The sequence below is a fragment of the Ruegeria sp. AA6 genome (assembly GCF_056542865.1).
In genome coordinates this window covers 538,370-563,921 of record NZ_JBQGAN010000001.1, presented here as the reverse complement: position 1 = coordinate 563,921, position 25,552 = coordinate 538,370, and the positions used below count along the sequence as shown (strand labels likewise).

The following is a 25,552-nucleotide window of genomic DNA, read 5'->3' as shown; positions in this document are numbered from 1 at the left end:
AGCTCTCAGCTTTCCTCAGCTTCTTTGTAGACGCCCTGTTCTTTCAAGGCATCCACGACCTCTTTCGGCATATAGGTCTCATCATGTTTCGCAAGAATTTCAGTGGCTTCGAACACGCCATTCACGTACGAACCCGTGCCGACCATCCCCTGATTTTCCGCGAACAAATCTGGCAGAACACCGGTAAACGCAACCGGTACACTTTCGCCTCCATCGGTGACAACGAAACGCACGGTTTCACCCTGCCCGCGGATGATCGAACCCTCTTCGACTAGGCCGCCGATACGGAATACTTCGGTCGGTTTGGGCGGTTCCGCGATCACTTGGCTGGGCGAACGGAAAAAGTTGATACCGTCCTTCATTGCGGTCCCAATCAACGCCGTCGCGAGCCCAAGGGCCACAACAGCCAATAGAATAACTTGTACACGACGACGTTTCTTGAGCGTTTTCATTTCATCCTCACGGGAACAACGGGGCCATCATCAGGCCCGCGGTTTCATCCTCACCTAACATCAGGTTGGCGTTCTGCAAGGCTTGGCCACTGCTACCTTTTGTCAGGTTATCCAAAGCTCCGATCACGATGGCACGCCGTTCGATCCGATCGGCAACCACGCCGATATGGCAGAAGTTCGAGCCGCGCACGTGATGTGTCGAAGGAGTCTCTCCAAAAGGCAACATCTGGATAAATGGTTCGGTTTCATAGGCTTTGGCGAGTGTCTCATACACGCTTACCGGATCGCCTTTGACGTATGTTGTCGCCAGGATACCCCTGTTGGCAGGGATCAGATGCGGAGTGAACTGCACGTGTACCGTCCGCCCTGCCAGCGCCGAAAACTCCTGATCGAACTCACCCAAATGCCGATGGGTTCCACCCACCGCGTAGGCGTTGTACCCCTCGCTAAGTTCTGCGTGGAGTAAATTTTCTTTCAGCGAACGCCCCGCACCAGACACAGCGCATTTCAGATCGAGAACAATATCGTCCAGATCAATCACACCTACCGTGATCAAAGGCCGCAAAACGTACTGACCCGTTGCCGCATTACAGCCTGTGCCAGCCACCAGCCGAGCGTCACGGATGTCGTCCCGATAAAACTCGGTCAAACCATAGACGGCTTCTTCCTGCTGTTCCAAAGCGCTGTGCGCGTTGCCGTACCATTTCTCGTATTCGTCCGGGTCCCGAAGCCGGAAATCCGCAGACAGGTCAATGATCTTCAAGTTCTTCGGCAGGTCGCGAATGACTTCCTGACTGGTTTTATGCGGCAAGGCACAGAAACACAGATCAATTTGCGAAAAGTCGATCTCGGAAATCTTACACAGGTTCGGCAGGTTCATGTGACGCAGATGCGGAAAGACCTGCGCCATCGACATCCCTGCCTTCCGCTCAGCGGCCAAAGCGGTGATGTCCATATTCGGGTGCTCGGCGATCAGCCGCACCAGTTCGGCGCCGGTATAGCCGGAAGCGCCCAGAATTGCGATTTTATGGGTCATGGTCAGACCTCTTCATACTTGGTGTCACATAACACGACCGCCGACGTGACGGTCTTCGAATAAGGTAGAGTGTGCAGCGGCGTCCTTGACCTAAGTCAGGCGGCCTCGAACGTGATTTGTCGTCGGAGGAACTGCGTCGCCCGGTCGCTGACAAAGTTCGGCTTGCCAGTGGTCAGGAATCCACCTTCGCCCGCGCCTTGCATGTTCGGATGGCGCTGCAGGTAATCCGCCAGACTTTCAGCCACCAAAGCCCCCTGGCTGAAGACTTGGACGTCTTCACCCAATGCGGCCTGAAAGGTTTCTGCCATCAACGGGTAATGCGTGCAGCCCAAGATCGCAGCCTGCGGCTCGGGCATTTTTCGCTTCAATGCGTCTACATGGCTGCGCACCAGCGCCTCGGCCAAGATCATGTCGCCGTCTTCGATGGCATCGACCACACCACCGCAAGCCTGCGCTTCAACATCGACGCCAATCGCACGAAACGCCAACTCTCGCTGAAAGGCGCGGCTGGACACGGTGGCGGGCGTGGCGAACAAGGCCACGTGTTTAACGGCAACCTCACGCGGGGGGCTGTTGTCGCCCCACTGCCGCTCGGTCAGGGCCTCAATCAAAGGTACGAAAACGCCCAAAACGCGCTTGCCTTCGGGTACGCCCTCTTCCTGCATCCGGCGCAGCGCTGCAGCGCTTGCGGTGTTGCAGGCCAGAATCACCAGATCACAACCGCGGTTCCACAAGGCGTGCACAGCACTGCGTGTCAGATCGTAGATGTTTTCGGCATCACGTACGCCATAGGGTGCGTGTGCACTGTCCGCGTAATACAGGAAGTCCACGTCCGGCAGACGTTTCTGCGCGGCGTCCAGAACGGTCAAACCGCCCAAACCAGAATCAAAAATGCCTACTGCCATTTGCCCCTTTAGGCGCGATGCCGTTCCTCGAATTCATAGCCGTAGTCATAAGACTTCAACGGCGTCGGAGACAGCTCATACGTGGCTTTGCGCAAGAAATCCATCATCTTGCGCGTATCCTTGGCCAATGGGTCCAGAACATCGCGGCCAATGGGGTCTCCGATCACCACTTTGACCGGAGTATCAACACGCTTTTTGAACTCTTTGATCAGTAAGCCCATGCGCAGGGTGTTATGCAAATGGCTGGCAATCTGGAACAGGCGTGAGGTGTGGCCGTCAAAGAAAACCGGTACTACGGTCGCGTTGGATTTTGCCACCATCCGAGCCGTGAACCCGCGCCAGCCCGGATCCATAGGATGCGAGAATGGCTTGACCCCAGTACTAACGGTTCCACCGGGGAAAATGCCGATCGCACCGCCCTCGCCCAGATAGTTCAGCGCAGTCTTGCGGGTTTCGAGGTTCAGTTTCATCGCCTCTTTCGTCTCATCGAACGAGATCGGCAGGATGATGCGGTTGATATCCTCGGCCTTACGGAACACGCGGTGTGCCAGAATACGGAAATCACCGCGCGTAGCGGACAACATGTGCCCCATCATCAACCCATCCAGGATTCCGTAAGGATGATTGGCGATCAGAATCAGCGGACCGTCCTTTGGAATATTCGACAGCGACCCGCCGACGACATCCAAGCTCAACCCATAGCGATCTACCATGACCGACCAAAAGTCGCGCCCGTTGGCGACCTCATGCTCGTACCCGTCCGCGCGCTTGATAAGGCGCAAGCGGCCCGTCGTATTTTCCATCAGTTTGATCACCATCTTCCCGCCTTTGGTTTCGGCGGAATGGGCATAGGAAATGTCACGAGCGACATGGCGGCGCGAGGGCATACGACTCTCCGAGGTTTGCTGCCTGCTAAATAAGTGTAAGCAACAATTTTGCCTAGCTTTCGTGACATTCCCGTGACGATTTATTCAGCGGCGGCGCGCAGCTCTGGCCCTCCGTCACGAATAATACCCAGCAATTCCTCACGCCGTTTGGCAGCTTTGGCTTCGTTGGCGCGAAGTACTGGTCCAAACCCGCGAATATCCAACGGCAATTGTAGCAGAGCAATTACTGCATCACGGTTTTGCGCTGAAACAAGCGGCGCTACATCTTTGATATCGCGTTCATATTGCTTGATCAGGGCGCGCTCCATGCGCCGTTCCGCGCTATAGCCGAAGATGTCCAGCGGCGTTCCACGCAGAGATTTCAACCGCGCGAGAAACTTCATCGGCTTCAAAACCCACTCTCCGAACGCTCTTTTACTAGGACGACCGTCCGATCCGGTGCCGCCCAAAATCGGTGGAGCCAGATAGAAGGTCATTTTGAAATCACCGTCAAACTCGTCAGCGGCCTTTTCGCGGCTGTCCAGCATCAGGCGCGCAACCTCATATTCATCCTTATAGGACAACAGCTTGTGATACCCTTTTGCTACTGCCATTCGGATATCTTTGTCTTCGAACACGTCGATCATTTTGCGATAGCGATTGGCCAAACGGCTTCCTTGGTAAGCGATCAAGTGCTGCGCACGATGTTCAATAACTTGTTCCAGGGACTTCGGCATATCAGCCACGTTAGGCTCTAGTATCCGCGCGACTTCTTCCGGATGCAGAACAGCCCAACGACCGATGTCAAAGGCGCGCTTGTTGCGCTCGACAGCAGTTCCATTCAGTTCAATCGCCTGCAACACTGCGCTGTGACTGATCGGCAACAAGCCTCTTTGCCAGGCGGCGCCAAAAATCATCATGTTGGAATAGATCGAGTCTCCCATCACGGCACGAGCCAGATCGGTTGCATCGAATAACGTGACACCCTCTTTCAGCCGAGCTTGCAAAGCTAGCTCAAGCCGGTCACCGGGAATACGAAACTCGGTGTCCCGCGTGAAATCACCTGTTACTGTTTCATGGCTGTTGACCACCGCGCCTGTTTGGCCTGCGCGTGTAAGGCCAAGCGTTTTGGCCCCTGCCGAGACGACCAAATCACCGCCAATCAATGCGTGCGCCTCGCCCGTCGCGACCCGAATTGCACTGATGTCTTCGGGCTTGTTGGCCAATCGGCAATTGATATGAACCGCGCCGCCCTTTTGGGCCAACCCGGCCATCTCCATCATTCCAGCGCCCTTTCCGTCAATTTGAGCGGCCTGAGCCAAAATGGCCCCCAACGTCACAACACCGGTACCGCCAACTCCGGTGATCACGACGTTATGCGTCCCTTTGATTTCAGGCAGAACCGGCTCTGGCAAATCCGGCAGATCAATCTCTGTCGTTGCTTCTTTCCGAATGATTGCGCCTTCCAGGGTTAGGAACGACGGACAAAACCCACTGAGGCAAGAGAAATCCTTGTTACAGCTGGATTGGTCAATTGCGCGTTTCCTACCGAATTCGGTTTCCTTCGGCACGATCGATACGCAGTTCGACTGCACGCCGCAATCACCGCAGCCTTCGCAGATATCAGTGTTGATAAACACGCGTTTGTCTGGATCGGGAAAATGGCCGCGCTTGCGCCGACGGCGCTTTTCAGCGGCGCAGGTCTGAATATAGACGATGACCGACACACCCTCGATTTCGCGGAATTGTTCCTGAACACGCATCAACTGGGCGCGTTCATAGGTCTCAACTCCCGAGGGCAGAGCCTTGAAGTTGACGTCTTCCTTTTCATCGTAAACCACGGCGACATGCTGAACGCCCATGGCCTTGACCTCGGCCACGATCCGTTCCGCCGTCAGGCCGCCTTCGTTCTCCTGCCCGCCAGTCATGGCGACTGCATCGTTAAACAGGATTTTAAAGGTGATATTCGTACCCGCCGATAGTGCCGCGCGGATCGCCTGCACGCCCGAGTGATTATACGTCCCGTCGCCGAGGTTCTGAAACACGTGTTTGGTGTTCGAAAACGGCGCTTCGCCAACCCAGTTCGCGCCCTCACCGCCCATTTGGGTGAACCCGGTGGTCTCTCGATCCATCCATTGAACCATGTAGTGACAGCCGATCCCCGCGTAGGCGCGGCTGCCTTCCGGCAACCGAGTAGAGCTGTTATGTGGGCAGCCCGAACAGAAATACGGCAGGCGCGTCGCAATTTCTTCAGCATTGTCAGCCCGGCGCGCCTCGGAAAGTTTAGTCAGACCGGCACGAATGCCTTCGGTTTCGCGCCCCTCTTCGATCAGGATCTCGCCCAGCTTTTCGGCGATCATATTCGGGTCCAGCGCACCACGTGTGGGGAACAATTCCTCGCGATGCAGCGTTCCTGCTCCGCCCTTGTACCAACCGTAAACGCGACGCCCTCGGCGGTCGTCAAAGATGGCCTCTTTGACCTGAACTTCGATCAGTTTTCGTTTTTCCTCAACGATAACAATCAGATCCAGCCCTTCAGCCCAATCGTGGAATCCGGTCATATCCAACGGGAAGGTCTGGCCAATTTTGTAGGTTGTAATCCCCAGCCGCTCGGCCTCTTCCGCGTCGATGTTCAGCAGCGACATCGCATGGGCCAGGTCCAGCCAGTTTTTACCCGCAGCGACAAACCCGATCTTGGCACCGGGTTTACCCCAAACCCTGCGATCCATCTTGTTGGCATGCGAGAACGTCTCGGCAGCGAAGCGTTTATAGTCGATGATCCGCCCCTCTTGCAGGTGCGGTGTGTCGCCCAGACGGATGTTTAACCCGCCCTCGGGCATGTCGAATTGAGGCACGGCCAGTTTCATGCGGTCAAAACGGCCATCGACAACCGACGTGACCTCGATCGTGTCTTTCATTGTCTTAAGGCCGACCCACAAACCCGAGAAGCGGCTCAGCGCAAATCCGTAGATGCCGTAATCCAGAATTTCCTGCACGCCTGCCGGGCTAACGACCGGCATATACATATCTACCAAAGACCACTCGGACTGATGCAGCACAGTCGAACTTTCGCCCGTGTGGTCATCGCCCATCGCCATCAACACACCGCCATGCTGGGCAGTGCCCGCCATATTGGCGTGGCGCATAACGTCACCAGACCGGTCGACCCCCGGACCCTTGCCGTACCAAAGGCCAAATACTCCATCGAACTTGCCGTCACCGCGCAGGCCGGCCTGCTGACTGCCCCATAGCGCGGTGGCAGCCAGATCCTCGTTAAGCCCGTATTGAAAGGTGACGTCGCTCTCGGCCAGTTGCTTCTGCGCCCGCGTCATCTGCAGGTCTACTGCCCCCAGCGGAGAGCCGCGATAACCGGTTACCAAACCAGCCGTATTCAACCCCGCCTGAGTGTCACGCGCTTTCTGCATCAACATCAGTCGCACAAGCGCTTGCGTGCCATTCAGAAGAATGGGGTTTTTCTCTAAATCAAAGCGGTCATTCAGCGATATTTGTGGCTGACTCATCAGACGCCTCCCCTCGTCAGATCAGTGTGCAACATTTTCCCTCATTTTAGGTCATAAATTCTGACCTGCATAGTATTTATCCTCTGAATCCCAAGGTTTTCAGCCTTTGAATGTAGAAGTTGTTATCTATTTCATATAGGCGTTCCGAAGGATAACGAAAGTTGCGGCGATGGATTGGGACAAGCTTAGGATATTTCACGCAGTTGCGGATGCAGGCAGCCTGACTCATGCAGGTGACAAGCTGAATCTGTCGCAATCGGCCGTTAGTCGCCAGATCAGGGCGTTGGAAGAATCGCTCGATTCGACACTGTTTCACCGCCACGCGCGTGGGTTGATACTGACCGAGCAAGGAGAACTGCTGTTTGACGCGACATCTGCGATGTCAAAACGCCTGGACGCCGCCGCGGCGCGCATCCGCGACAGCGAGGAAGAAGTATTTGGCGTTCTGCGCGTCACCACCACCTTCGGCTTTGGCACCTTGTGGCTGGCTCCACGCCTGCCCAAACTGTACGCGCAATATCCTGATCTGAACATTGACCTGATGCTGGAAGAACGCGTTCTCGACCTGCCAATGCGTGAAGCCGATGTCGCCATTCGGATGAAAGAGCCCAGCCAGGCCGATCTAGTCCGTAAGCGCCTGATGACTGTTCAGATGCAGCTATATGCGACCGAGGAATATCTTGAGACTCACGGCGGAATGCTGACGTCTCTGGATGAAATCAAAGATCACCGGCTGATCTGCCAGACACCTGCAGCACCGCAAGTCGGCGCAAGCGCCGCGATGGTGCGCCACTTAATGACTTACAATCCCGGTTCCCTGCTGACTGTGAACAACTACTTTGGCGTGCTCCAGGGCGTGTTGCACAATCTGGGTATTGGTGTCCTGCCGGACTATGTGACCCAGGGGCTTCCCAACGTTGTTCCTATCCTGTCTGACATCGAAAGCGCGGATGTTCCCGTATACCTCGCCTACCCTGAGGAATTGCGCCACTCAAAACGCGTCGCGGCCTTCCGCGATTTCGTTCAGGATGAGATTGTCGAACAGCGCAAGCAATTGAAGCTGATGGGAAAACTCTAGCTATGCACAATCAGCATAGCGGACATGACCTGTGGTCAGCCTGATAATCCTTGATCGTTCACAAAGTGATCCCTAAATGAGCACTCGAAGGCGGTGATGCTGAAACGCTCATCATCTTCATACCTCCCTGTTGGACTACGGCCGAGCTTAGTGCTCGGCCTTTTTTTTGCTTTCAAACAATGTCTGCGCCCCCAGAACGGCAAAACATCTGTGAATCTCCGACACTTAGACTTATGATCACAAAAAAATCATCAAGACTTGTGTTCGAGGACAGATTCGATGTTTCACTCCATTCGCCTTTTTCTGGCGATACTTTCGGTTATTTGCCTTTCAGGGCCGCTTTGGGCGCAGGACAACGGCGGCGGAAGTCCAACAACCACAATCACGATTCCCGATGATCTCACGCCTGAACAGGTGGACGACCTGGTCGCCCGTATGTCTGACGATCAAGTCCGCGCTATTTTGTTGGAGCGTTTGGACGCGGTCGCCGAACAACGCGCTGCGGAAGCAGAGGACAGGGAAGACCCAATTACCGAAATCAACGAGATTTGGGCCGAAATGGTCGCATCATGGACCCATGTCATCACGACCATTCCGAATATCTTCAGCGCACAGGCCAAGGCTGTCAGTAACTTCACGGACAAATTCACCTCGAACGGTGCGCTGTTGCTGATGGGTCTTATTTTCAGTGTATTGGTTGTCGGATTCATTGCCGAAAAGCTGTTTGGCCTGCTGACACGTAAATGGCACAGCAAAGCAGATCATGCGGATGAGAATGACCTCTGGGGCGCCGCTAGATATCTGTTCGTTCGCTTCTGCCACGAAATTGCCGGTCTCGTGGTCTTTTACGTGGTAATTCGCGCCGTCGGACGCGCATTGTTGACGCCCGAACAAATTACATATGCAGCGCCTTTCGTATTTTATCTGATCTGGGTGCCACGTCTGGGCGCTGCGGTTTCGCGCTTTGTCCTCGCGCCGAACAAGCCGCACTACCGCTTGGTTAATATCACGGATCACTGGGCGAAATACCTGAATCGCAATTTGATCGGACTGCTAATCCTGATCGGGTTCACATTGTTCCTGCTCCGCTTCAACGGGCTTAACGGCGTCACCGGAGATGAGACGCGCATCGGGTTCTGGCTGAACGCAGCGATTCATATTTATATCGGCGTAATTGCTTGGAAGGCACGCGAAGGGCTGTCTCAAATGATGCTGGGAACGGACCCTGATCACACCAAGTTCGACGAAGAAGTTGCGCATTACTATCCCTACTTCGCCATCGGAGTGTCTGCAGCAATCTGGCTGTTGGTCGAGTTTTTGGTGGCGCAGCGCAATCCGTCGTCTCTCGCTCTTTTGGTTCAGGGGGCGCATTTCGCCACCATGTTCTGGTTGCTGATTGCCCCGGCGCTTGACACGCTGATCCGTGGCCTGGTGCGTCACCTGCAGCCACCGATGCAGGGCGAAGGCCCTGTGGCCGAGCGGGCCTATAAGTCGACCAAACGCAGCTATATCCGCATAGGCAGGGTTTTGGCTGGCATTCTGGTGATCCTGATGATCGCCCGAGCCTGGGATTTGGACCTGCAGGAAATCGCAGGTGGCGGAGATGAATCTGGCAGCAAGCTGGTTCAGTTCTTCATCATCATTGCGGTAGGTTACATCCTGAACGAACTTGTTTCGCTATGGATCAATCGGCGTCTGGCAAAAGAGCAAACCGCAGCCGAACAAAGCCCCGACGAAGAGGCCGGAGAAGGAGGCGGATCAGGTGGATCGCGTCTGGCAACGGTCCTACCGCTGCTGCGTGTCACTGCTCAGGTGGCGATTTCGGTGATATTTGTGTTGCTGGCTCTAGGCGCGCTAGGCATCAACATCACGCCACTGCTGGCCGGTGCCGGTGTTCTGGGTCTGGCCATCGGCTTTGGCGCTCAGAAACTGGTGGCCGATATCGTCGGCGGCATCTTCTTCCTAGTTGATGACGCTTTCCGTGTTGGCGAATATGTCGATGTCGGCGGCACCACTGGTACAGTCGAAAAAATCTCGATCCGCTCCATGCAGCTACGCCACCATCGCGGGCCGGTTCATACGATCCCTTACGGCGAGATTCAGAAGTTGACCAACTACAGCCGTGACTGGGTCATCATGAAACTGAAATTCACCGTGCCATTCGACACCGATCCGAACAAGGTGAAGAAGATCTTTAAAAAGATCGGTGCCGAAATGATGGAGGACGAAGTCCACAAGGATGGTTTCCTGCAACCGTTTAAATCTCAGGGCGTCTTCGACTTTGACGATGTCGGCATGATCATCCGAGGCAAGTTCATGGCCAAACCCGGCAAGCAGTTCACCCTTCGCAAGGAGATCTTCAACCGGGTCAAAGCCGCGTTCAAAGAGAACGGCATCGACTTTGCCCGCCGTGAGGTGCGCGTTGCGATCCCCGGTCTGGACGAGGTGGAACATTTGAATGAAGAGCAAAAAGCCGCGATCGGTGCGGCGGCTGGCGAAATCGCCAACCAGCAAGCCGAGCAGCAAGAGCAAAAGCCCGGCTCTGGAACTGGCGCTCCAAAATAAGAAACAACGCCCAGCACTATAAAAGCCGCCCGCCATTCCTGTCGGGCGGCTTTTTTGACTGGACGACCACAGGAAAACCATTAGTGCCAGTCTTAACTCTTTCCACCGACGCGCCCTTGCCCTAAAAGGCGCCCAATCTCGGCCCACTTGGACACAGGACAGAAGATGCAAGAGCCCGCAATCACCCCCGATCTGATCGCTGCACACGGGCTCAAGCCCGACGAATACGACATGATACTTGAGATCATCGGGCGCGAGCCGACCTTCACCGAGCTTGGTATTTTCTCGGCTATGTGGAACGAGCACTGTTCCTACAAATCTTCCAAGAAATGGCTGCGCACCCTGCCCACCTCGGGCCCTCAGGTGATCTGCGGACCGGGTGAAAACGCTGGGGTGGTCGACATCGGCGACGGTCAGGCCGTCGTATTCAAAATGGAAAGCCACAACCACCCGTCTTACATCGAACCCTATCAAGGGGCAGCTACAGGCGTCGGTGGCATCCTGCGCGACGTCTTCACTATGGGCGCGCGTCCGATTGCATCTATGAATGCGCTGTCCTTTGGTGAACCTGGCCACCACAAGACCCGTCAACTGGTCAACGGTGTGGTCGAAGGCATCGGTGGCTATGGCAACTGCTTCGGAGTGCCGTGCGTCGGCGGAGAGGTACGCTTTCACCCCGCCTACAATGGCAACTGCCTTGTGAACGCATTTGCCGCTGGTCTGGCCGACAGTGACAAGATTTTCTATTCGGCAGCCTCAGGCGTTGGCATGCCTGTCGTATATCTGGGGGCCAAAACTGGCCGTGATGGCGTCGGCGGTGCGACTATGGCCTCGGCCGAGTTCGACGACACCATCGAAGAAAAGCGCCCAACCGTTCAGGTCGGTGACCCCTTCACCGAAAAGCGTCTAATGGAAGCAACGCTCGAACTGATGCAGACCGGCGCCGTGATCTCGATCCAGGATATGGGCGCTGCTGGCCTGACCTGTTCCGCCGTTGAGATGGGGGACAAGGGCGGTCTGGGCGTGCGCCTTGATCTGGAAAACGTGCCGCAGCGCGAAGAGAACATGACCGCGTACGAGATGATGCTGTCCGAGTCTCAGGAACGCATGCTGATGGTTCTCAAGCCCAAGCTTGAAGCCGAAGCCCGCGCTGTTTTCGAAAAATGGGATCTGGATTTTGCCATCGTTGGTGAGACAATTGCCGAGGACCGTTTCCTGATTGTGCACAATGGTGAGGTCAAAGCCGATCTGGTTCTGTCGAAACTCTCCTCGACTGCGCCGGAATACGACCGCCCCTGGGTTGCGACGCCAGATGTTGAAGAACTGGCCGAAGTGCCTCAGATTGACCCAATTGACGGTCTGCGCGCCCTGCTCTCTTCCCCCAACTACGCGGGCAAGCAGTGGGTTTACGAGCAATATGACACAATGGTCATGGCAGACAGCGCCCGTACGCCGGGTCTGGGCGCAGGCATGGTTCGCGTACACGGCACCGACAAGGCGCTGGCCTTCACATCAGACGTGACCCCGCGCTATGTCCGCGCCAATCCCATTGAAGGCGGCAAACAAGCCGTGGCCGAGGCTTACCGCAACCTGACCGCAGTGGGTGCCAAACCGTTGGCCACCACTGACAACCTGAACTTCGGGAACCCCGAAAAACCCGAGATCATGGGACAGTTCGTCGGCGCGATTCAGGGCATCGGTCAGGCTGTCGCCGCTCTGGACATGCCAATCGTGTCGGGCAACGTTTCGCTTTACAATGAGACAGACGGTCAGGCGATCCTGCCAACCCCGACCATCGGCGCGGTGGGCCTGCTGGCGCACACCGATGAGATTATCGGCAACGAGGTCCGCGACGGTCATGTCGCGCTAGTCATCGGCGAAACCAACGGCCATCTGGGCCAATCTGCCCTGCTGGCCGAAGTGTTCAACCGCGAAGACGGCGACGCGCCGCAGGTCGATCTGGAAGCAGAGAAACGCAACGGCGAGTTCATCCGTGCCAATCGCGAGATGATTAAAGCCTGTACCGATTTGGGCGATGGTGGCCTTGCGCTGGCCGCGTTCGAACTGGCGGAGGTCGCTGGCGTGGGCGTCCATCTTGACGAAGCGTCGACAGAATTCCTGTTTGGCGAAGATCAGGCCCGTTATCTGGTCGCGTGCAACTTCGATCAAGCCGAAGCGCTGATGATCGCGGCCGGTCAGGCCGGGGTTCCGCTTGTGTCGGTTGGTCGCTTCACAGGTGACGCGGTGAAGATCGGCAGCTCCGAAGCGCCACTGGCCGAACTAACAGACACGTTCCGAGCCAGCTTTGCAGCGGCTGTGGCCTGATCTCGGATCAAAAATGAATCGCGAAACCTGCGCCGGCCCGGTGCAGGTTTTGTCGTTTCCAGCCCCCCATCATGCCCTTGCACGCCTCGCCCCGGCGCTCTACATCTTGGGAAAGACCTTATGGAGTTACCTACATGCCGATGAACGCCCACGAAATCGAACACCTGCTGCGCGAAGCCTTTCCAGACGCGGAAATTCAGGTCGGCGGGCATGACGGCGTGCATATGTCCGCCATGGTCGTGGACGAAAGCTTTCGCGGAAAAAACCGGGTACAGCAACAACGCGCGGTCTATGCGGCGCTGAAAGGCAAGATGGACGGCCCGGACGGAGAGCTGCACGCGCTGGCGTTGACAACAAAAGTGCCTGAATGAACGTTGCTATCTGGATATATGGCATTTGCGGACTGATCGCCGTCGTCGGCAGCGTCATTATTGTCAGATCTACGATAAAAAATGAGCGTTCTGAAAAAATTAGGGGCGCGGAACCCGGTCAGGGTGACCAACTCATAGACCATGGAACTGTGTTGGGTGGCGGTGGCGGTCATGTAACAGTTTCCCGGGTCACGAGAGACCCTCAGGAGTACGCCAAAGCAATGGCTCCGAAAAAATGAATGGCTGGATGTTCTGGATAGGCGTAATCGCAACATTGATAGTTGCCGCTGCGCTGATCGAAGCCTATTTGAAGCGCAACAAAAAGCGCAAACTCGTCGAGATGCGTCCTGACCCGGACAAAATCAGCAAGGTTGGCGGCATAGAAAGATACGGGCTGGACCCACTGGCCCTGGCGCAGGCCGAACATCGGCGGCTAGAGAAAGAAGGATGGGGACCGGACCCCGCTCAAACTGAAACGACAGCCCGAGATGCGGGTGAAGAGGACAAGCAAGATGACCGACGTTAAAACCCAAATCGACGAAACCGTAAAAGCAAATGACGTGGTGCTGTATATGAAAGGCACCAAAGAGATGCCGCAATGCGGGTTCTCGTCCCGCGTTGCTGGCGTGCTGAACTACATGGGTGTGGACTACACCGATGTGAACGTTCTGGCCGACGAAGAGGTACGTCAGGGCATCAAGGATTATTCCGATTGGCCGACCGTTCCGCAGCTTTACGTCAAAGGCGAGTTCGTCGGCGGTTGCGACATCATCACAGAAATGACCCTGTCGGGCGAGTTGGACACACTGTTTGACGACAACGGCGTCGGCTACAACAAAGAAGCCGCTGATAAAATTCGCGAAGCGAACGCCGGCTGATCAACCGCTGACGCAGTTTTCCAAAACGACTTGCTCACTGGCGGCATCCGCACCTGTCGCCAGAAAGCTAACTGTCGCTTCCCACCCTTTGGAGCGCAGAACGTAGGTTCCCGCCCCACCGCTGGATTCATAGCGAATACCAGACCCGCTCTCGACCTGTCGAAGAGTGACAAGCTGGTTGTCCACCATCATCGCTGCTGCGCTTGAGCCGTCGGGCGCGTTGAAATACGCAACTTGTAGTGGAACCCCATTCTGGCAGGTAAAAGTGACCGGCAGTATATCTATCTCGGCAAAAGCCGCATTGCCCAGTAAAGCCACGGTTGCGGCACAGGCAAACGTTTTTGCTGCTTTCATCATGTAGATCTTTCTTCAATCACAGATGCCAAAGCCTCGGCCCGTGCAGCCAGCTCTGCCAGAGTATCGGTTACAGACGGCGGCACGACGGCGACCTCAATCCGCTCTGGCTCGGGTCGCGGCATGTTTCTTAACGTATGCAGTTCCGATTCCATCTCGGCCAGTTTCGCTTCCAGCGCCTTGATCCTGTCCTCGGTTCCGGCTGCTTTGTCGGCCAACATTAGCCCAGCCATAAGCAGCATTCTCGACTCGGGCATCCGGCCAATCTGATCGGACAGAACCTGAGCCTCGTCGTCCAGCATCTTGGCTGCCGAGTGCAGAAAAGCCTCTTCGCCCTCTTGGCACGAGACGTCAAAGCCGCGCCCGCCGATTTGAATGGTCACTTCGGGCATTATTCAACCTCTCCTTCCGCCAGTTTCGCTTTGGACAGCAAAGGCTCCAATCGGGCCAGAACTGCATGCGCCTCGGCTGCATCGGTGGCCTGCGCGGCGCGTGTCGCTTCCAGCTCGGCCACAGTGGCCCGATTGAGCAGATCGGCATCAGAAATACCCTCGGCCGCGGCGGCCCGCAGTTCATCCACCGAATGGCGCAACTGTTCGTTGGCCTTTCGCATCCGCTGAAGATCGTCATCCAACCGAGACATAGCGGCCCCATGGCTGGAACGCTCAGCGCGCAACATATCCAACTCAGCGCTCAACTCCGCTACGCGCTCACTATCCGCCAGCTCTGACCGCAAACGCGCGTTTTCGGCTTTAATTTCTTGCGCTGCGCTTGCCGCAGCTTTTAGCTGTGCATTCTCGGCTTTCAGCGTCTCAAGCTCATCCTGGTTCTCAAGCGCCTCTTTGGCTGCTGCCAATTCAGAACGCGCGGCCTCGACCGCGGCCAGCTTTGCGCTTGCCTCTGCCAGCTGCTTTCGCAACATGCCATTTTCAGGGTCTTCTACTGGCGTTGTGCGCAGACTTTCCATGTCCGCGCGCATTGCGCTGACTTCCTGGTCGTGTCGTTCCTTTAGGGTTTTTAGGCGTTCTTCCAATTGCGCGTTGGCGATCCGCTCATCATCCAATGCCGCGCGCAAGGCGTCGTCCCCTACGCCGCCGACCGGTGTGGCTTCGCGCAGCGCATCGACGCCGTGTCCTATCCGATCCATCGCGGCAACGATACGGCGCTGTAATTCTTCGATCTGGCTCATGCCCCTGCCACCTCATTTTCAAGGTTCGTTCATTTCGCGGTCATGTCCGAATCAACATAACCCGCGTATTGCCCTAGTCTAACCCAATGGGGTCGAAAATACCCACTGTTTGCTTTCAAATACTTGGGCCGCATTCTTGAACCACATGTGCACCGAAACCCCACCGAAACAACCAGTTCCGCTTGCACTTTGGGGGGTGGATGGTATTGAGCGCCCATCTGCCTGTAATCCAAAGGAACAACGCCCGTGGACCTGACTGCGCTGCGCAATGCAAACCCCGAACACTGGGACAAAGCTGCGGCCATCCGCACCCTGACCCTTGACGCCGTCGCCGCCGCCAATTCCGGCCATTCCGGTATGCCGATGGGCATGGCCGACGTCGCGACCGTGCTGTTCGAAAAGCACCTGAAATTCGACGCCTCGGCCCCGAGCTGGCCGGATCGTGACCGGTTTATCCTGTCGGCAGGTCACGGTTCGATGTTGATCTATTCGCTGCTGTATCTCACTGGTCATGGCGACGTCACGCTGGATGAGATCAAGAATTTCCGCCAGTTGGGCGCCAAAACCGCAGGTCACCCTGAGAACTTTCTGGTTGACGGGATCGAGACCACCACTGGCCCGCTGGGTCAGGGTATTTCAAACGCCGTGGGCTTTGCCATGGCCGAAGAAATCCAACGCGCGCATTACGGCAAGAAGATCGTCGATCACTATACCTATGTCATCGCGGGAGACGGCTGCTTGATGGAGGGCGTCAGCCAAGAGGCGATCACGCTGGCTGGCCGTCATGAGCTAAGCAAGCTGATCGTTTTCTGGGATAACAACAACATCACCATCGACGGCACCGTTGACATGGCCGACCGCACCGATCAGGTACGCCGTTTCGCGGCCTCGGGCTGGCATGTGATTGAGATCGACGGCCATGATCCGCAAGCCATCGACGCGGCGATCATTCAGGCGAAGAAGTCGAACAAGCCGACGATGATCGCTTGCGAAAGCCACATCGCTCTTGGACACGCTGCGCAGGATACCTCGAAAGGTCACGGTGCGTTAACGGATCAGGAACAGTTGAAGGCGGCAAAAGACGGTTACGGTTGGCCCCATGCCGCGTTCGAAGTCCCCGCAAACGTGAAATCCGCCTGGGAAGCCATCGGTGCCCGTGGAGCAGCTGAGCGCGCCGCATGGGAAGAGCGTTTCGCGCAAATCTCCGAGCGCAAGCAGGCCGAGTTCAACCGCGCCTATGCGTTTGAAGCGCCTAAGAAGCTGGCTGGAGCGATCCGCGCTTTCAAAAAACAGATGTCCGAGGATCAGCCAAAACTGGCGACCCGAGCATCGTCTGAAAAGGTTCTGAACGTCGTGAACCCGATCATGACCGAGACTGTGGGCGGCTCGGCTGACCTGACCGGTTCGAACAACACGAAATCTGCGGATATGGGCGTGTTCCTGCCGGAAAACCGTAAGGGCCGCTACATCCACTACGGTATCCGCGAACATGGTATGGCCGCTGCGATGAATGGTATGGCGCTGCATGGTGGCATCCGCCCCTACGGCGGCACTTTCATGGCCTTCACCGACTATGCCCGCCCCTCTATGCGTCTGGCAGCCCTGATGAAAATCCCGTCGGTTTTCGTGATGACTCACGATTCGATTGGTCTGGGAGAAGATGGCCCGACCCACCAACCGGTCGAGCATCTGGCAATCTCGCGCGCAACGCCGAACACCTATGTGTTCCGCCCCGCGGATACGGTTGAGACTGCCGAAGCCTGGGAACTGGCGCTGACCTTCAAGGATAGCCCTTCGGTTCTGTCGCTGACCCGTCAGGGCGTGCCGACCGTACGTGCAGAGCACAAATCAAAGAACCTGGTTGCACAAGGCGCCTACGTTCTGGCGGAAGCGGAAGGTAAACGTCAGGCCATCCTGATCGCGACCGGCTCCGAGGTTTCGCTGGCGATTGAGGCCAAGGCTTTGCTTGAGGCTGAAGGCATTGGCACGCGTGTCGTCTCCATGCCCTGCATGGAACTGTTCGCTGAGCAAGACGAAGCTTACCGCAAGCGCGTTCTTCCCGCTGGTGCCGTCCGCGTCGGCATCGAGGCAGCCGTCCGCGCCGGTGGCTGGGACCGCTGGTTGCTGGGCGAGCGTGGCCGCGAAGCCAAGGCAGGTTTTATCGGCATGTCGAGCTTTGGCGCGTCTGCCCCAGCGGGTGAGCTATACAAACATTTCGGCATCACCGCCGAGGCCACCGTCGCAAAGGTCAAGGAACTTTTGGCCTAACCAATCACCCTTACAACAGGAAAACGCCGACCCAAAAAGTCGGCGTTTTTTTATGAGTGTCCAGGAGGCGTGTAAACTTCCTTGACCGCCTTGTAGGTCTCAAGCGCGTCTTTGTACTCGCTCCAGCCGTAAAGCGGAATGGATTTTAGTTTCTCGTTGGACCCCAGCACGTTAGCAGACATTTCGATTGCAAGAAAATCGCTCATCTTAGGAAAATCACAAACAAAAGCGATGTGATATTCCTGCCCTACAAGACCGTAAAACCCGACAAGTTTACCTCCCGCGGCTTCAACAGCCTTTCGCGCCATTTCCTCTCGGTTGAGTTCCCCTTCGACGACCGCCGCCAGGGCTTGCGGTGTAAACCGAGCCATTAGCAAAAAAAGTGCCATAAACTCCTCCTGAAAGTATTTGATTTGCGTCTGAAAATGGACTCTTCAACGCACGCAAGACTATCGCGTGCGCCCGAACCATATCACTCAAACGCATTCAACACACCGACGGGTATGGCGCGTAAGGTTAATCAGGTTTTTCGTTATGTTTTTCGTGACTGGAAACTGGCCAAAAGCGGAGAAACCAGACGCGTCGCAACCGGGATCAGAACAAATCCCCAGGCAAGGCCGAAAATACCATCCATAGTGGCCTTGGATATCCACTCAACTGCACCAACCCACTGCTCGGATACAGAGTGACCAATGGCATAGGCCCAGTCATGAATGTGATGGCCCAGCCAGCCAAAACCCAGAACCTCCATCCCGTGAATGACAATCGATCCACCGACCCAGAGCATTGCAGCGGTGCCAACGATGGACAATGTCTTCATCACTGTAGGCATCGCCTTGACCAAACCGCGACCTAACGCGCGCCCGACGGGCGTCGGCGCGTTCTGCGCCAGATACAGTCCCACATCATCCATTTTCACGATCAGCGCGACCGAGCCATAGACGGCCACTGTCACCCCAAGCCCCACAACCGCCAAAGTCGCCGCTTGCATCCATAGATTCGGCGCTTCAATAGCCGCCAGAGCGATGGTCATGATCTCAGCCGACAGGATGAAATCCGTCTTGATAGCCCCCCTGACCTTTTGCTCCTCCAGATGACCCGGATCGCGCACGTTCATGTCTTCGTCGATGGCTTGGCTGCCATGCGGGAACAAGACGTGGAAAATCTTCTCTGCCCCCTCAAAACACAAATACGACCCGCCGATCATCAGCAATGGCGTGATCAGCCAAGGTGCAAAATTGGCCAGCAACAAAGCCACCGGCAGCAATAGCACGAGCTTGTTGAACACCGATCCCCGCGCGATCCGCCAAATAATTGGCAATTCCCGAGCGGGAGCGAAGCCCTGCACATATTTCGGAGTGACAGCGGCATCGTCGATGATCACGCCAGCCGTTTTGGCCCCGGCCTTGCCCGCAGCGGCAACCACGTCATCCACCGAGGCCGCAGCCACCTTGGCGATGCCCGCCACGTCATCCAAAAGGGCCAACAGACCGCTCATTGCGCTTCCTTTCCTGTCACCTGCCGCAACAGGACCCTACCCGATCTTTCAGCTAGCGCAAGCGTTAGCGCAATCGGCACAGGTTTGCGCTAACACCTTAAAAATATGCCGCTTTTGCCCTTTTGAGATTCCGGTTTCGCCGTTATATGGCCTGAAACGCAAGCGCATTTTGGAGACGTCACATGACCATCAAGGTCGGTATCAATGGTTTTGGCCGCATCGGCCGCTGCACCCTGTCGCACATCGCCGCGTCAGGCCGTAACGACATCGAAGTGATCAAGGTCAACGCAACCGGCCCGTTGGAAACCTCGGCGCATCTTCTGAAATACGACAGCATCCACGGTCGTTTTCCCCGTGATATTGCAATCAATGGCAACACGATGGATCTGGGTCGCGGTCCGATGGAAATGTACTCGACCTACGACATGAACGAGCTGGACTGGGAAGGCTGTGACGTCGTTCTGGAATGCACCGGTAAGTTCAACGACGGCACCAAGGCAAAAACCCATCTGGAACGCGGCGCAGGCAAGGTGCTGCTGTCCGCACCGGGCAAAAATGTCGACAAAACCATCGTGTTCGGAGTGAACCACAACACTCTGACCGCAAACGACAATATGGTCTCGAACGGGTCCTGCACCACCAACTGCCTTGCTCCGCTTGCCAAGGTATTGGACGAAGGCATCGGCATCGAAAACGGCATCATGACCACGATCCACGCCTATACCGGTGACCAGCCTACCCTCGACCGCCGCCACAGCGACCTCTACCGCGCTCGCGCCGCCGCCATGTCGATGATCCCGACAAGCACTGGTGCTGCGGCTGCCCTTGGCGAAGTGCTTCCGAATCTGAAGGGTCGCCTGGATGGATCCGCAATCCGCGTTCCTACTCCGAACGTTTCCGCCGTTGATCTGACCTTCCGCGCCACACGCGAAGTGACCGTTGAAGAAGTCAACGAGATCGTGCGTGAAGCCGCGCAAGGCCCGATGCAGCGCGTCCTTGGTTATGAACCCGCACCGCTGGTCTCGACCGATTTCAACCACACCGAAGAAAGCTCGATCTTCGCGCCCGAACAGACCCGCGTGGTTGATGGTCGGTTGGTTCGCGTTCTGGCATGGTATGACAACGAATGGGGTTTTTCGGTTCGCATGGCCGACGTCGCAGTTGCTATGGGTCGCCTTAACTAAGACTGATTTGGTTTCTTGATCCTTTTCGCCCGCTCAGGTTATCTGGGCGGGCGTTTTCGTTCGGGGCCTCTATGACCAACCAAATTGCGATCTGGCTCGGCCTTCTTATTCTGGGCGGCCTTATTATTGACTACGCTCTCTTCGGCCCCGAGCATTTGGTCTTTCTTGGAAAAAAGCTCTACGCCTTTCTTGACTGGCTCGCCTTCTGGCGCTGACAGAGGTTTTGCTTGACATTTCCGTCGATCCAGCGTTGTTAGCGCTAACTCAATTCAAGCCGATACTCGGACGGAGCGGAACATGACACTCAAGCTGGCAATCAACGGATTTGGACGTATCGGGCGCGGAGTTCTCCGCGCGGTAATGGAAACTGGTCGCACTGATGTAGAGATCGTGGCAATCAATGACCTCGCCAAACCTGAAATGAACGCACATCTGTTCGAATTCGACAGTGTGCACGGCCGCTATCCTCACAAGGTTACCCTAACGGACGAAGGTCTGGACGTTGGTGCTGGCCCGGTCCGTCTGACAAGCGAGCGTGATCCTGAGGCGCTGAATTGGTCGGACGTGGACGTCGTTCTGGAATGTACTGGTGTCTTCCGCACCCGCGAGGCAGCCGAGCGCCACCTGAAGAATGGCTCAAAGAAAGTACTGATTTCAGCGCCCGCACGCGGCGACGGAGTTGTAAAAACCATCGTGTTTGGCGTGAACGATCATGAATTGACCGCCGACGATACGATTGTATCAAATGCCTCGTGCACAACCAACTGCCTGTCACCGGCTGCCGCCGCTTTGGACGCTGGATTGGGTATCGTGCACGGCAACATGACCACTGTGCACGCCTATACTGCCAGCCAGCCCGTTCACGACACTGCAGGAAAAGACCCCTACCTATCCCGTGCAGGTGCCCTGTCGATGATCCCAACCACAACCGGCGCCGCTGCAGCCGTTGGACTAGTTCTGCCCAAGCTTGCGGGTAAATTGACCGGTCAAGCGATCCGCGTGCCCACCCCGAATGTTTCGGTCGTTGATCTGGTGGCCGAAGTTTCGCGCCCAACCACTGAGGAAGAGGTCAACGCGCTGTTCGTTGAAGCAGCCGCCAAAATCCCTGGCGTTCTGGCTGCAGAAAGCCGCCCACTGGTTTCCATTGATTTCAATCACGATGCCCACAGCTCGACCGTATCGCTGGCGGAAACCAAAGTCACCGACGGCACAATGGTGCGCGTTCTGGCCTGGTATGACAATGAATGGGGCTTCTCGAACCGGATGCTGGATACAGCCGCCGCGATGGGTGCACTAGCCTAAGCGCTCTCGCAGCGCCGTATGAACGCGGGGTGTGACGAATTTAGACACGTCCCCGTTCAACCGGGCGATCTCTTTCACCAGTTTCGAGGCGATGGCCTGGTGTCGCGCCTCGGCCATCAGAAACACGGTTTCAATCGAGTCATCCAATGCGCGGTTCATACCCACCATCTGGAACTCATACTCAAAATCCGCGACAGCGCGCAGCCCGCGTACGATAATCTGTGCGCCCACATCACGGGCGCAGTCGATCAACAGGTTTTCAAAGGGATGGGCAACGATTTCTGTGCCGGTTTGTTCTGTAAGATGCGCGCATTCGGCCTCGATCATGGCGACACGCTCCTCCAATGAAAACAATGGCCCCTTGTCGCGATTGATGGCGACACCTATCACCAGCTTGTCTACCAAGGCCGAAGCGCGGCGAATGATATCTATATGGCCCAGAGTAATCGGGTCAAAGGTTCCGGGGTAAAGACCAACCCGCATCACGCTCTCCTGCGTTCTGAATTTTCTGCGCCAGCAAACACAGGATTAGCGTCGGCGCAATGGGTTGCTTGGTCACAGGCCCTTTCAGTGACCCATTATCATGCCTTCAAGAGCATCTTTTTCCATGGCCAACTCAGTTAGCTGCGCCTTGACCACGTCGCCAATGGTCACAATACCAACCAGTTTACCTTCCTCAACAACCGGCATGTGGCGAAAACGACCTTCGGTCATACGGGTCATGATGTCTTTGACAGTTTCCTGACGCGTCGCCGTTACAAGGTCTCGTGTCATATATTCGGACACCGGTTGGTTTAAACAACCACTGCCGCTGGCGGCGAGTTCGCGAACAATATCCCGTTCCGACAAGATGCCAGCTGCCGTTGTGCCACCATCCTCTGAAACGATAACGGTACCGATCCGTTTTTCTGCCAGGATTTTTGACGCCTCTGAGACCGTCGCTGAAGGTTCGACCGTCACCACGCCTTCTGTCGCCTTGGATTTCAGAATGGCCTGAACGAGCATGAAGAACACCTCCGGAATTATGAACTTATCCAAAGCGTTGCGCGATTGGATCGACCTGTCAAGCGTTGGCGTCGGCTTCTAACCGCGCAACTTCGTCACGGAGGCCTTTTGTCAGAGCTTCGGCAAAACGGTTCAGTCGTTCATTACGCTGGTCCCCCTGATGTCGAACCAGATAGAAGCTTCGCGTTAAACTCATTTGATCCGTCAGGATTTTCCGAAGGTTCGGGTGGAACGGCAATGTAAAGTCATGTGCCACGCAAACCCCTGTGCCAAGTGATACTTGCCGCAACTGAACCGAGACCGAATTCGATGCAAGCGCGACACGGTCAATGCCGATATCGTTGAGATAATCCAGCTCTTGATCAAAGATCATATCCGGGATGTAACCAATCAAACGATGGCCCTTCAAATCTGCGACCGACCGGATCGGCGCATGACGGTCAAGATATTCCCGTGCAGCAACCATATGCAGTTTGTAATCGCTGACTTTCTTCACCAACAGCTTGCCTGCGGTCGGTGCGCTAACCGTTACGGCCATATCCGCCTCTCGACGAGAGAGGTTGATGATTCTTGGCAGGGCCAAAATTTGGATATCCAAATCAGGATTTGCATCGCTGATCTTTGCGCAAACCTGCGGCAGCAGATAGTTGGCGCTGCCGTCGGGCGCACCTATTCGTATCTGGCCGCTTAACGACTTGGTGGACCCCGCAACTGCCCCGGCGGCCGCACGCATTGCTTCTTCGGCTTGCAAGCCATGATCCAAAAGACGCTCGCCCGCAGTTGTCAGGACATATCCCTGATATGATTTCGTGAAGAGCAGCGCATTCAGGTTCGTTTCCAGTCGGGCAATGCGCCGCCCAACTGTAGCCGGGTCCATCTTCAGAATACGTCCGGCGGAAGACAGGCTTTCCTCGCGCGCGACGGCTAGAAAAACTCGCATATCATCCCAATTCGGGTTCATCTCTTACCTTTTGCATTTTTGCAAAGCTCTTTTGAAACATTGCCTCTGTTCGCGGGATTTTTGCAAGCCTATCCTGCGCGCAAATTATCGGAGGAGTTTTCGATGCAAGACCTGACCCATTTCCTCAACGGCGAGCAAGTTGCCGGCACATCCGGCCGTTTCGACGATGTCTTCAACCCGGCAACGGGCGAAGTTCAGTACAAGTGCCCGATGGCAAGCGCCGCTGAAACGACCGCGGCGATCGAACAGGCCGCGATTGCTCAACCGGCATGGGGCGCAACCAACCCGCAAAAGCGTGCCCGTGTCATGATGGCCATGGTTCACCTGATGAACCGCGACATGGACAAACTGGCCGAAGCGCTGAGCCGAGAGCACGGCAAAACCATCCCGGACGCCAAGGGTGATCTACAGCGTGGTCTGGAAGTAATCGAATACTGCATCGGCGCGCCGCAGATGCTGAAAGGCGAGTTCACCGATAGCGCAGGCCCCGGCATCGACATGTATTCAATGCGCCAGCCGTTGGGTGTTGTGGCAGCAATCATGCCGTTCAACTTCCCGGCCATGATGCCGCTATGGCATGTTGGCCCGGCGCTGGCCTGTGGCAATGCGGTCGTTCTGAAACCCTCCGAGCGTGATCCCTCGGTTCCTCTGATGCTGGCGGAACTGTTTGTCGAGGCGGGTCTGCCCAAAGGTGTGTTCCAGGTCGTCAATGGCGACAAAGAGGCGGTGGACACCCTGCTGGACAGTGAAATCATTCAGGGCGTCAGCTTTGTGGGCTCGACCCCAATCGCCCATTACATCTATTCCCGCGCAACCGCGAACGGCAAACGCGCGCAGTGTTTCGGTGGTGCCAAGAACCACATGATCGTTATGCCCGATGCTGACTTGGACCAAGCGGCCGACGCGCTGGTCGGCGCCGGATTTGGTGCAGCAGGCGAGCGCTGCATGGCGATTTCAGTCGCCGTACCTGTTGGCGAAGAAACCGCCGACGCGCTGATCGAAAAACTGATCCCGCGCGTGGAAAAGCTGAAGGTTGGCCCCTACACCGCTGGCGACGACGTGGATATGGGCCCGGTTGTGACCGGAGCGGCCAAGCAGCGTATCCTCGGCCTGATCAATTCGGGCGTCGAACAAGGCGCGAAGCTGGTCGTCGACAACCGCGACTTTAGCCTGCAAGGGTACGAAGACGGTTTCTTTGTTGGCCCACACCTGTTTGACCACGTGACGCCCGAGATGGACATCTACAAGCAAGAGATCTTCGGTCCTGTTCTGTCGACCGTCCGCGCCGGATCTTATGAGGAAGCGTTGAAGCTGGCGATGGACCACGAATACGGCAACGGCACCGCGATCTTTACCCGCGATGGTGACACCGCCCGCGACTTTGCCAGCCGCGTGAATATCGGCATGGTTGGCATTAACGTTCCGATCCCGGTGCCGCTGGCCTATCACACCTTTGGCGGCTGGAAGAAATCCATGTTCGGTGACCTGAACCAGCACGGCCCGGACAGTTTCAAGTTCTATACCCGCACCAAGACGGTGACGGCCCGCTGGCCTTCGGGCATCAAAGAAGGTGGCGAGTTCAACTTCAAAGCCATGGACTGATCCAAACAGGCTCAACGGCATCAACCCGGCCTTCTCAGGCCGGGTTTTTTCGGCAAAGCGCCGCCAAAACGCGCGGTTTCACGATAAATTCAAGTCGAGAGCCCTAGAATTACAGGGTGATGACCCATAATTTACTAGCAAACTATTGCTCGAGCAGTTCTTGAATCGGAGGCCAACTTGTCCAATCCCCGC

The 25,552-nt window shown here is 56.3% G+C and carries 24 protein-coding genes; 11 read left to right on the top strand and 13 right to left on the bottom strand.

What is annotated here, in order from left to right:
• Positions 1-5: 5 nt before the first annotated feature.
• From ccmE to ACR0LN_RS02590, 5 genes are all read right to left on the bottom strand, one after another.
• The gene (gene ccmE / locus ACR0LN_RS02610) at positions 6-452 is read right to left on the bottom strand and encodes a cytochrome c maturation protein CcmE (RefSeq protein ID WP_480427591.1); all 447 of its coding nucleotides are present in this window, start codon (positions 450-452) and stop codon (positions 6-8) included.
• Between the two features lie 7 nt (positions 453-459).
• A complete protein-coding gene (argC, locus tag ACR0LN_RS02605; RefSeq protein WP_480427590.1) occupies positions 460-1,488 on the bottom strand; it encodes an N-acetyl-gamma-glutamyl-phosphate reductase in 1,029 nt (342 codons plus the stop codon).
• A gap of 95 nt (positions 1,489-1,583) precedes the next feature.
• Positions 1,584-2,393: a glutamate racemase gene (murI, locus tag ACR0LN_RS02600; protein ID WP_480427589.1), complete on the bottom strand. Its 810-nt coding sequence runs from the start codon at positions 2,391-2,393 to the stop codon at positions 1,584-1,586.
• 8 nt (positions 2,394-2,401) lie between these two features.
• Complete coding sequence (locus ACR0LN_RS02595; protein WP_480427588.1) at positions 2,402-3,280, bottom strand: lysophospholipid acyltransferase family protein; 879 nt, start codon at positions 3,278-3,280, stop codon at positions 2,402-2,404.
• 80 nt (positions 3,281-3,360) lie between these two features.
• On the bottom strand, positions 3,361-6,780 hold the full coding sequence (locus tag ACR0LN_RS02590; protein ID WP_480427586.1) for an indolepyruvate ferredoxin oxidoreductase family protein: 3,420 nt from the start codon (positions 6,778-6,780) through the stop codon (positions 3,361-3,363).
• 169 nt (positions 6,781-6,949) lie between these two features.
• On the opposite strand from ACR0LN_RS02590, the gene ACR0LN_RS02585 reads away from it, so the two are divergent.
• The 6 genes from ACR0LN_RS02585 to grxD all read left to right on the top strand — a co-directional run bounded on the left by ACR0LN_RS02585 (position 6,950) and on the right by grxD (position 13,997).
• Positions 6,950-7,858, top strand: a complete 909-nt coding sequence (locus ACR0LN_RS02585) for a LysR family transcriptional regulator (protein ID WP_480427584.1) — start codon at positions 6,950-6,952, stop codon at positions 7,856-7,858.
• Positions 7,859-8,137: 279 nt separating this feature from the next.
• A complete protein-coding gene (locus ACR0LN_RS02580; RefSeq protein WP_480427583.1) occupies positions 8,138-10,423 on the top strand; it encodes a mechanosensitive ion channel family protein in 2,286 nt (761 codons plus the stop codon).
• A gap of 165 nt (positions 10,424-10,588) precedes the next feature.
• On the top strand, positions 10,589-12,748 hold the full coding sequence (gene purL, locus ACR0LN_RS02575; protein WP_480427581.1) for a phosphoribosylformylglycinamidine synthase subunit PurL: 2,160 nt from the start codon (positions 10,589-10,591) through the stop codon (positions 12,746-12,748).
• A gap of 134 nt (positions 12,749-12,882) precedes the next feature.
• Positions 12,883-13,119 carry a BolA/IbaG family iron-sulfur metabolism protein gene (locus ACR0LN_RS02570; RefSeq protein WP_480427580.1) on the top strand — a complete coding sequence of 79 codons (237 nt, stop codon included), beginning with the start codon at positions 12,883-12,885 and terminating at the stop codon, positions 13,117-13,119.
• Between the two features lie 247 nt (positions 13,120-13,366).
• Positions 13,367-13,645, top strand: a complete 279-nt coding sequence (locus ACR0LN_RS02565) for a hypothetical protein (protein WP_480427579.1) — start codon at positions 13,367-13,369, stop codon at positions 13,643-13,645.
• Positions 13,632-13,997, top strand: coding sequence for a Grx4 family monothiol glutaredoxin (grxD, locus tag ACR0LN_RS02560; RefSeq protein WP_480427578.1), 366 nt, complete (start codon positions 13,632-13,634; stop codon positions 13,995-13,997). The genes ACR0LN_RS02565 and grxD overlap by 14 nt, the downstream gene beginning before the upstream one ends.
• Here grxD and ACR0LN_RS02555 read toward each other — a convergent pair whose 3' ends face one another.
• Genes ACR0LN_RS02555 through ACR0LN_RS02545 form a run of 3 tightly spaced genes read right to left on the bottom strand, consistent with a single transcriptional unit; the run spans position 13,998 to position 15,540 of the window.
• Positions 13,998-14,354 carry an MliC family protein gene (locus ACR0LN_RS02555; RefSeq protein WP_480427577.1) on the bottom strand — a complete coding sequence of 119 codons (357 nt, stop codon included), beginning with the start codon at positions 14,352-14,354 and terminating at the stop codon, positions 13,998-14,000.
• A complete protein-coding gene (locus ACR0LN_RS02550; protein ID WP_480427575.1) occupies positions 14,351-14,743 on the bottom strand; it encodes a cell division protein ZapA in 393 nt (130 codons plus the stop codon). The genes ACR0LN_RS02555 and ACR0LN_RS02550 overlap by 4 nt, the downstream gene beginning before the upstream one ends.
• Complete coding sequence (locus ACR0LN_RS02545) at positions 14,743-15,540, bottom strand: hypothetical protein (RefSeq protein WP_480427573.1); 798 nt, start codon at positions 15,538-15,540, stop codon at positions 14,743-14,745. The genes ACR0LN_RS02550 and ACR0LN_RS02545 overlap by 1 nt, the downstream gene beginning before the upstream one ends.
• A gap of 246 nt (positions 15,541-15,786) precedes the next feature.
• Here ACR0LN_RS02545 and tkt point away from each other — a divergent pair, with 246 nt between their 5' ends.
• Entirely contained in the window at positions 15,787-17,808 is a 2,022-nt protein-coding gene (gene tkt, locus ACR0LN_RS02540; RefSeq protein WP_480427571.1) for a transketolase, read from the top strand.
• A 50-nt stretch (positions 17,809-17,858) separates the two neighbouring features.
• Here the strand turns inward: tkt and ACR0LN_RS02535 are convergent, their stop codons facing one another.
• The gene (locus ACR0LN_RS02535; RefSeq protein ID WP_480427569.1) at positions 17,859-18,197 is read right to left on the bottom strand and encodes a GYD domain-containing protein; all 339 of its coding nucleotides are present in this window, start codon (positions 18,195-18,197) and stop codon (positions 17,859-17,861) included.
• Positions 18,198-18,340: 143 nt separating this feature from the next.
• Positions 18,341-19,306, bottom strand: coding sequence for a DUF808 domain-containing protein (locus ACR0LN_RS02530; RefSeq protein WP_480427568.1), 966 nt, complete (start codon positions 19,304-19,306; stop codon positions 18,341-18,343).
• A 182-nt stretch (positions 19,307-19,488) separates the two neighbouring features.
• On the opposite strand from ACR0LN_RS02530, the gene gap (ACR0LN_RS02525) reads away from it, so the two are divergent.
• From gap (ACR0LN_RS02525) to gap (ACR0LN_RS02515), 3 genes are all read left to right on the top strand, one after another.
• Positions 19,489-20,490, top strand: coding sequence for a type I glyceraldehyde-3-phosphate dehydrogenase (gene gap / locus ACR0LN_RS02525; protein ID WP_480427566.1), 1,002 nt, complete (start codon positions 19,489-19,491; stop codon positions 20,488-20,490).
• Between the two features lie 71 nt (positions 20,491-20,561).
• Entirely contained in the window at positions 20,562-20,705 is a 144-nt protein-coding gene (locus ACR0LN_RS02520; protein ID WP_480427565.1) for a hypothetical protein, read from the top strand.
• An 82-nt stretch (positions 20,706-20,787) separates the two neighbouring features.
• Positions 20,788-21,792 (top strand): type I glyceraldehyde-3-phosphate dehydrogenase, encoded by a 1,005-nt coding sequence (gap, locus tag ACR0LN_RS02515; protein ID WP_480427563.1) that lies wholly within the window; start codon positions 20,788-20,790, stop codon positions 21,790-21,792.
• On the opposite strand, the gene coaD is transcribed toward gap (ACR0LN_RS02515), so the two are convergent.
• The 3 genes from coaD to ACR0LN_RS02500 form a co-directional block, all read right to left on the bottom strand.
• The gene (gene coaD / locus ACR0LN_RS02510; RefSeq protein WP_480427562.1) at positions 21,784-22,275 is read right to left on the bottom strand and encodes a pantetheine-phosphate adenylyltransferase; all 492 of its coding nucleotides are present in this window, start codon (positions 22,273-22,275) and stop codon (positions 21,784-21,786) included. The two genes, gap (ACR0LN_RS02515) and coaD, sit on opposite strands and share 9 nt — an antisense overlap.
• A gap of 84 nt (positions 22,276-22,359) precedes the next feature.
• Positions 22,360-22,797: a CBS domain-containing protein gene (locus ACR0LN_RS02505; protein WP_480427561.1), complete on the bottom strand. Its 438-nt coding sequence runs from the start codon at positions 22,795-22,797 to the stop codon at positions 22,360-22,362.
• A 58-nt stretch (positions 22,798-22,855) separates the two neighbouring features.
• Positions 22,856-23,758, bottom strand: coding sequence for a LysR family transcriptional regulator (locus ACR0LN_RS02500; RefSeq protein ID WP_480427560.1), 903 nt, complete (start codon positions 23,756-23,758; stop codon positions 22,856-22,858).
• 102 nt (positions 23,759-23,860) lie between these two features.
• Between ACR0LN_RS02500 and ACR0LN_RS02495 the strand changes: the two genes are divergently transcribed.
• Positions 23,861-25,360, top strand: coding sequence for a CoA-acylating methylmalonate-semialdehyde dehydrogenase (locus ACR0LN_RS02495; RefSeq protein ID WP_480427559.1), 1,500 nt, complete (start codon positions 23,861-23,863; stop codon positions 25,358-25,360).
• The last annotated feature ends 192 nt before the right edge of the window (positions 25,361-25,552 follow it).

Excerpts from the sequence above, each read along its gene's own strand:
- coaD (WP_480427562.1), bottom strand. The coding sequence starts at position 22,275 with ATGCGGGTTGGTCTTTACCCCGGAACCTTTGACCCGATTACTCTGGGC.
- ACR0LN_RS02495 (WP_480427559.1), top strand. The coding sequence starts at position 23,861 with ATGCAAGACCTGACCCATTTCCTCAACGGCGAGCAAGTTGCCGGCACA.
- gap (WP_480427566.1), top strand. The coding sequence starts at position 19,489 with ATGACCATCAAGGTCGGTATCAATGGTTTTGGCCGCATCGGCCGCTGC.
- ACR0LN_RS02555 (WP_480427577.1), bottom strand. The coding sequence starts at position 14,354 with ATGATGAAAGCAGCAAAAACGTTTGCCTGTGCCGCAACCGTGGCTTTA.
- ccmE (WP_480427591.1), bottom strand. The coding sequence starts at position 452 with ATGAAAACGCTCAAGAAACGTCGTCGTGTACAAGTTATTCTATTGGCT.
- ACR0LN_RS02580 (WP_480427583.1), top strand. The coding sequence starts at position 8,138 with ATGTTTCACTCCATTCGCCTTTTTCTGGCGATACTTTCGGTTATTTGC.
- ACR0LN_RS02530 (WP_480427568.1), bottom strand. The coding sequence starts at position 19,306 with ATGAGCGGTCTGTTGGCCCTTTTGGATGACGTGGCGGGCATCGCCAAG.
- ACR0LN_RS02570 (WP_480427580.1), top strand. The coding sequence starts at position 12,883 with ATGCCGATGAACGCCCACGAAATCGAACACCTGCTGCGCGAAGCCTTT.
- ACR0LN_RS02520 (WP_480427565.1), top strand. The coding sequence starts at position 20,562 with ATGACCAACCAAATTGCGATCTGGCTCGGCCTTCTTATTCTGGGCGGC.
- ACR0LN_RS02505 (WP_480427561.1), bottom strand. The coding sequence starts at position 22,797 with ATGCTCGTTCAGGCCATTCTGAAATCCAAGGCGACAGAAGGCGTGGTG.
- ACR0LN_RS02595 (WP_480427588.1), bottom strand. The coding sequence starts at position 3,280 with ATGCCCTCGCGCCGCCATGTCGCTCGTGACATTTCCTATGCCCATTCC.
- ACR0LN_RS02500 (WP_480427560.1), bottom strand. The coding sequence starts at position 23,758 with ATGAACCCGAATTGGGATGATATGCGAGTTTTTCTAGCCGTCGCGCGC.
- grxD (WP_480427578.1), top strand. The coding sequence starts at position 13,632 with ATGACCGACGTTAAAACCCAAATCGACGAAACCGTAAAAGCAAATGAC.
- ACR0LN_RS02550 (WP_480427575.1), bottom strand. The coding sequence starts at position 14,743 with ATGCCCGAAGTGACCATTCAAATCGGCGGGCGCGGCTTTGACGTCTCG.
- ACR0LN_RS02565 (WP_480427579.1), top strand. The coding sequence starts at position 13,367 with ATGTTCTGGATAGGCGTAATCGCAACATTGATAGTTGCCGCTGCGCTG.
- ACR0LN_RS02590 (WP_480427586.1), bottom strand. The coding sequence starts at position 6,780 with ATGAGTCAGCCACAAATATCGCTGAATGACCGCTTTGATTTAGAGAAA.
- argC (WP_480427590.1), bottom strand. The coding sequence starts at position 1,488 with ATGACCCATAAAATCGCAATTCTGGGCGCTTCCGGCTATACCGGCGCC.
- murI (WP_480427589.1), bottom strand. The coding sequence starts at position 2,393 with ATGGCAGTAGGCATTTTTGATTCTGGTTTGGGCGGTTTGACCGTTCTG.
- ACR0LN_RS02545 (WP_480427573.1), bottom strand. The coding sequence starts at position 15,540 with ATGAGCCAGATCGAAGAATTACAGCGCCGTATCGTTGCCGCGATGGAT.
- gap (WP_480427563.1), top strand. The coding sequence starts at position 20,788 with ATGACACTCAAGCTGGCAATCAACGGATTTGGACGTATCGGGCGCGGA.
- ACR0LN_RS02585 (WP_480427584.1), top strand. The coding sequence starts at position 6,950 with ATGGATTGGGACAAGCTTAGGATATTTCACGCAGTTGCGGATGCAGGC.
- purL (WP_480427581.1), top strand. The coding sequence starts at position 10,589 with ATGCAAGAGCCCGCAATCACCCCCGATCTGATCGCTGCACACGGGCTC.
- ACR0LN_RS02535 (WP_480427569.1), bottom strand. The coding sequence starts at position 18,197 with ATGGCACTTTTTTTGCTAATGGCTCGGTTTACACCGCAAGCCCTGGCG.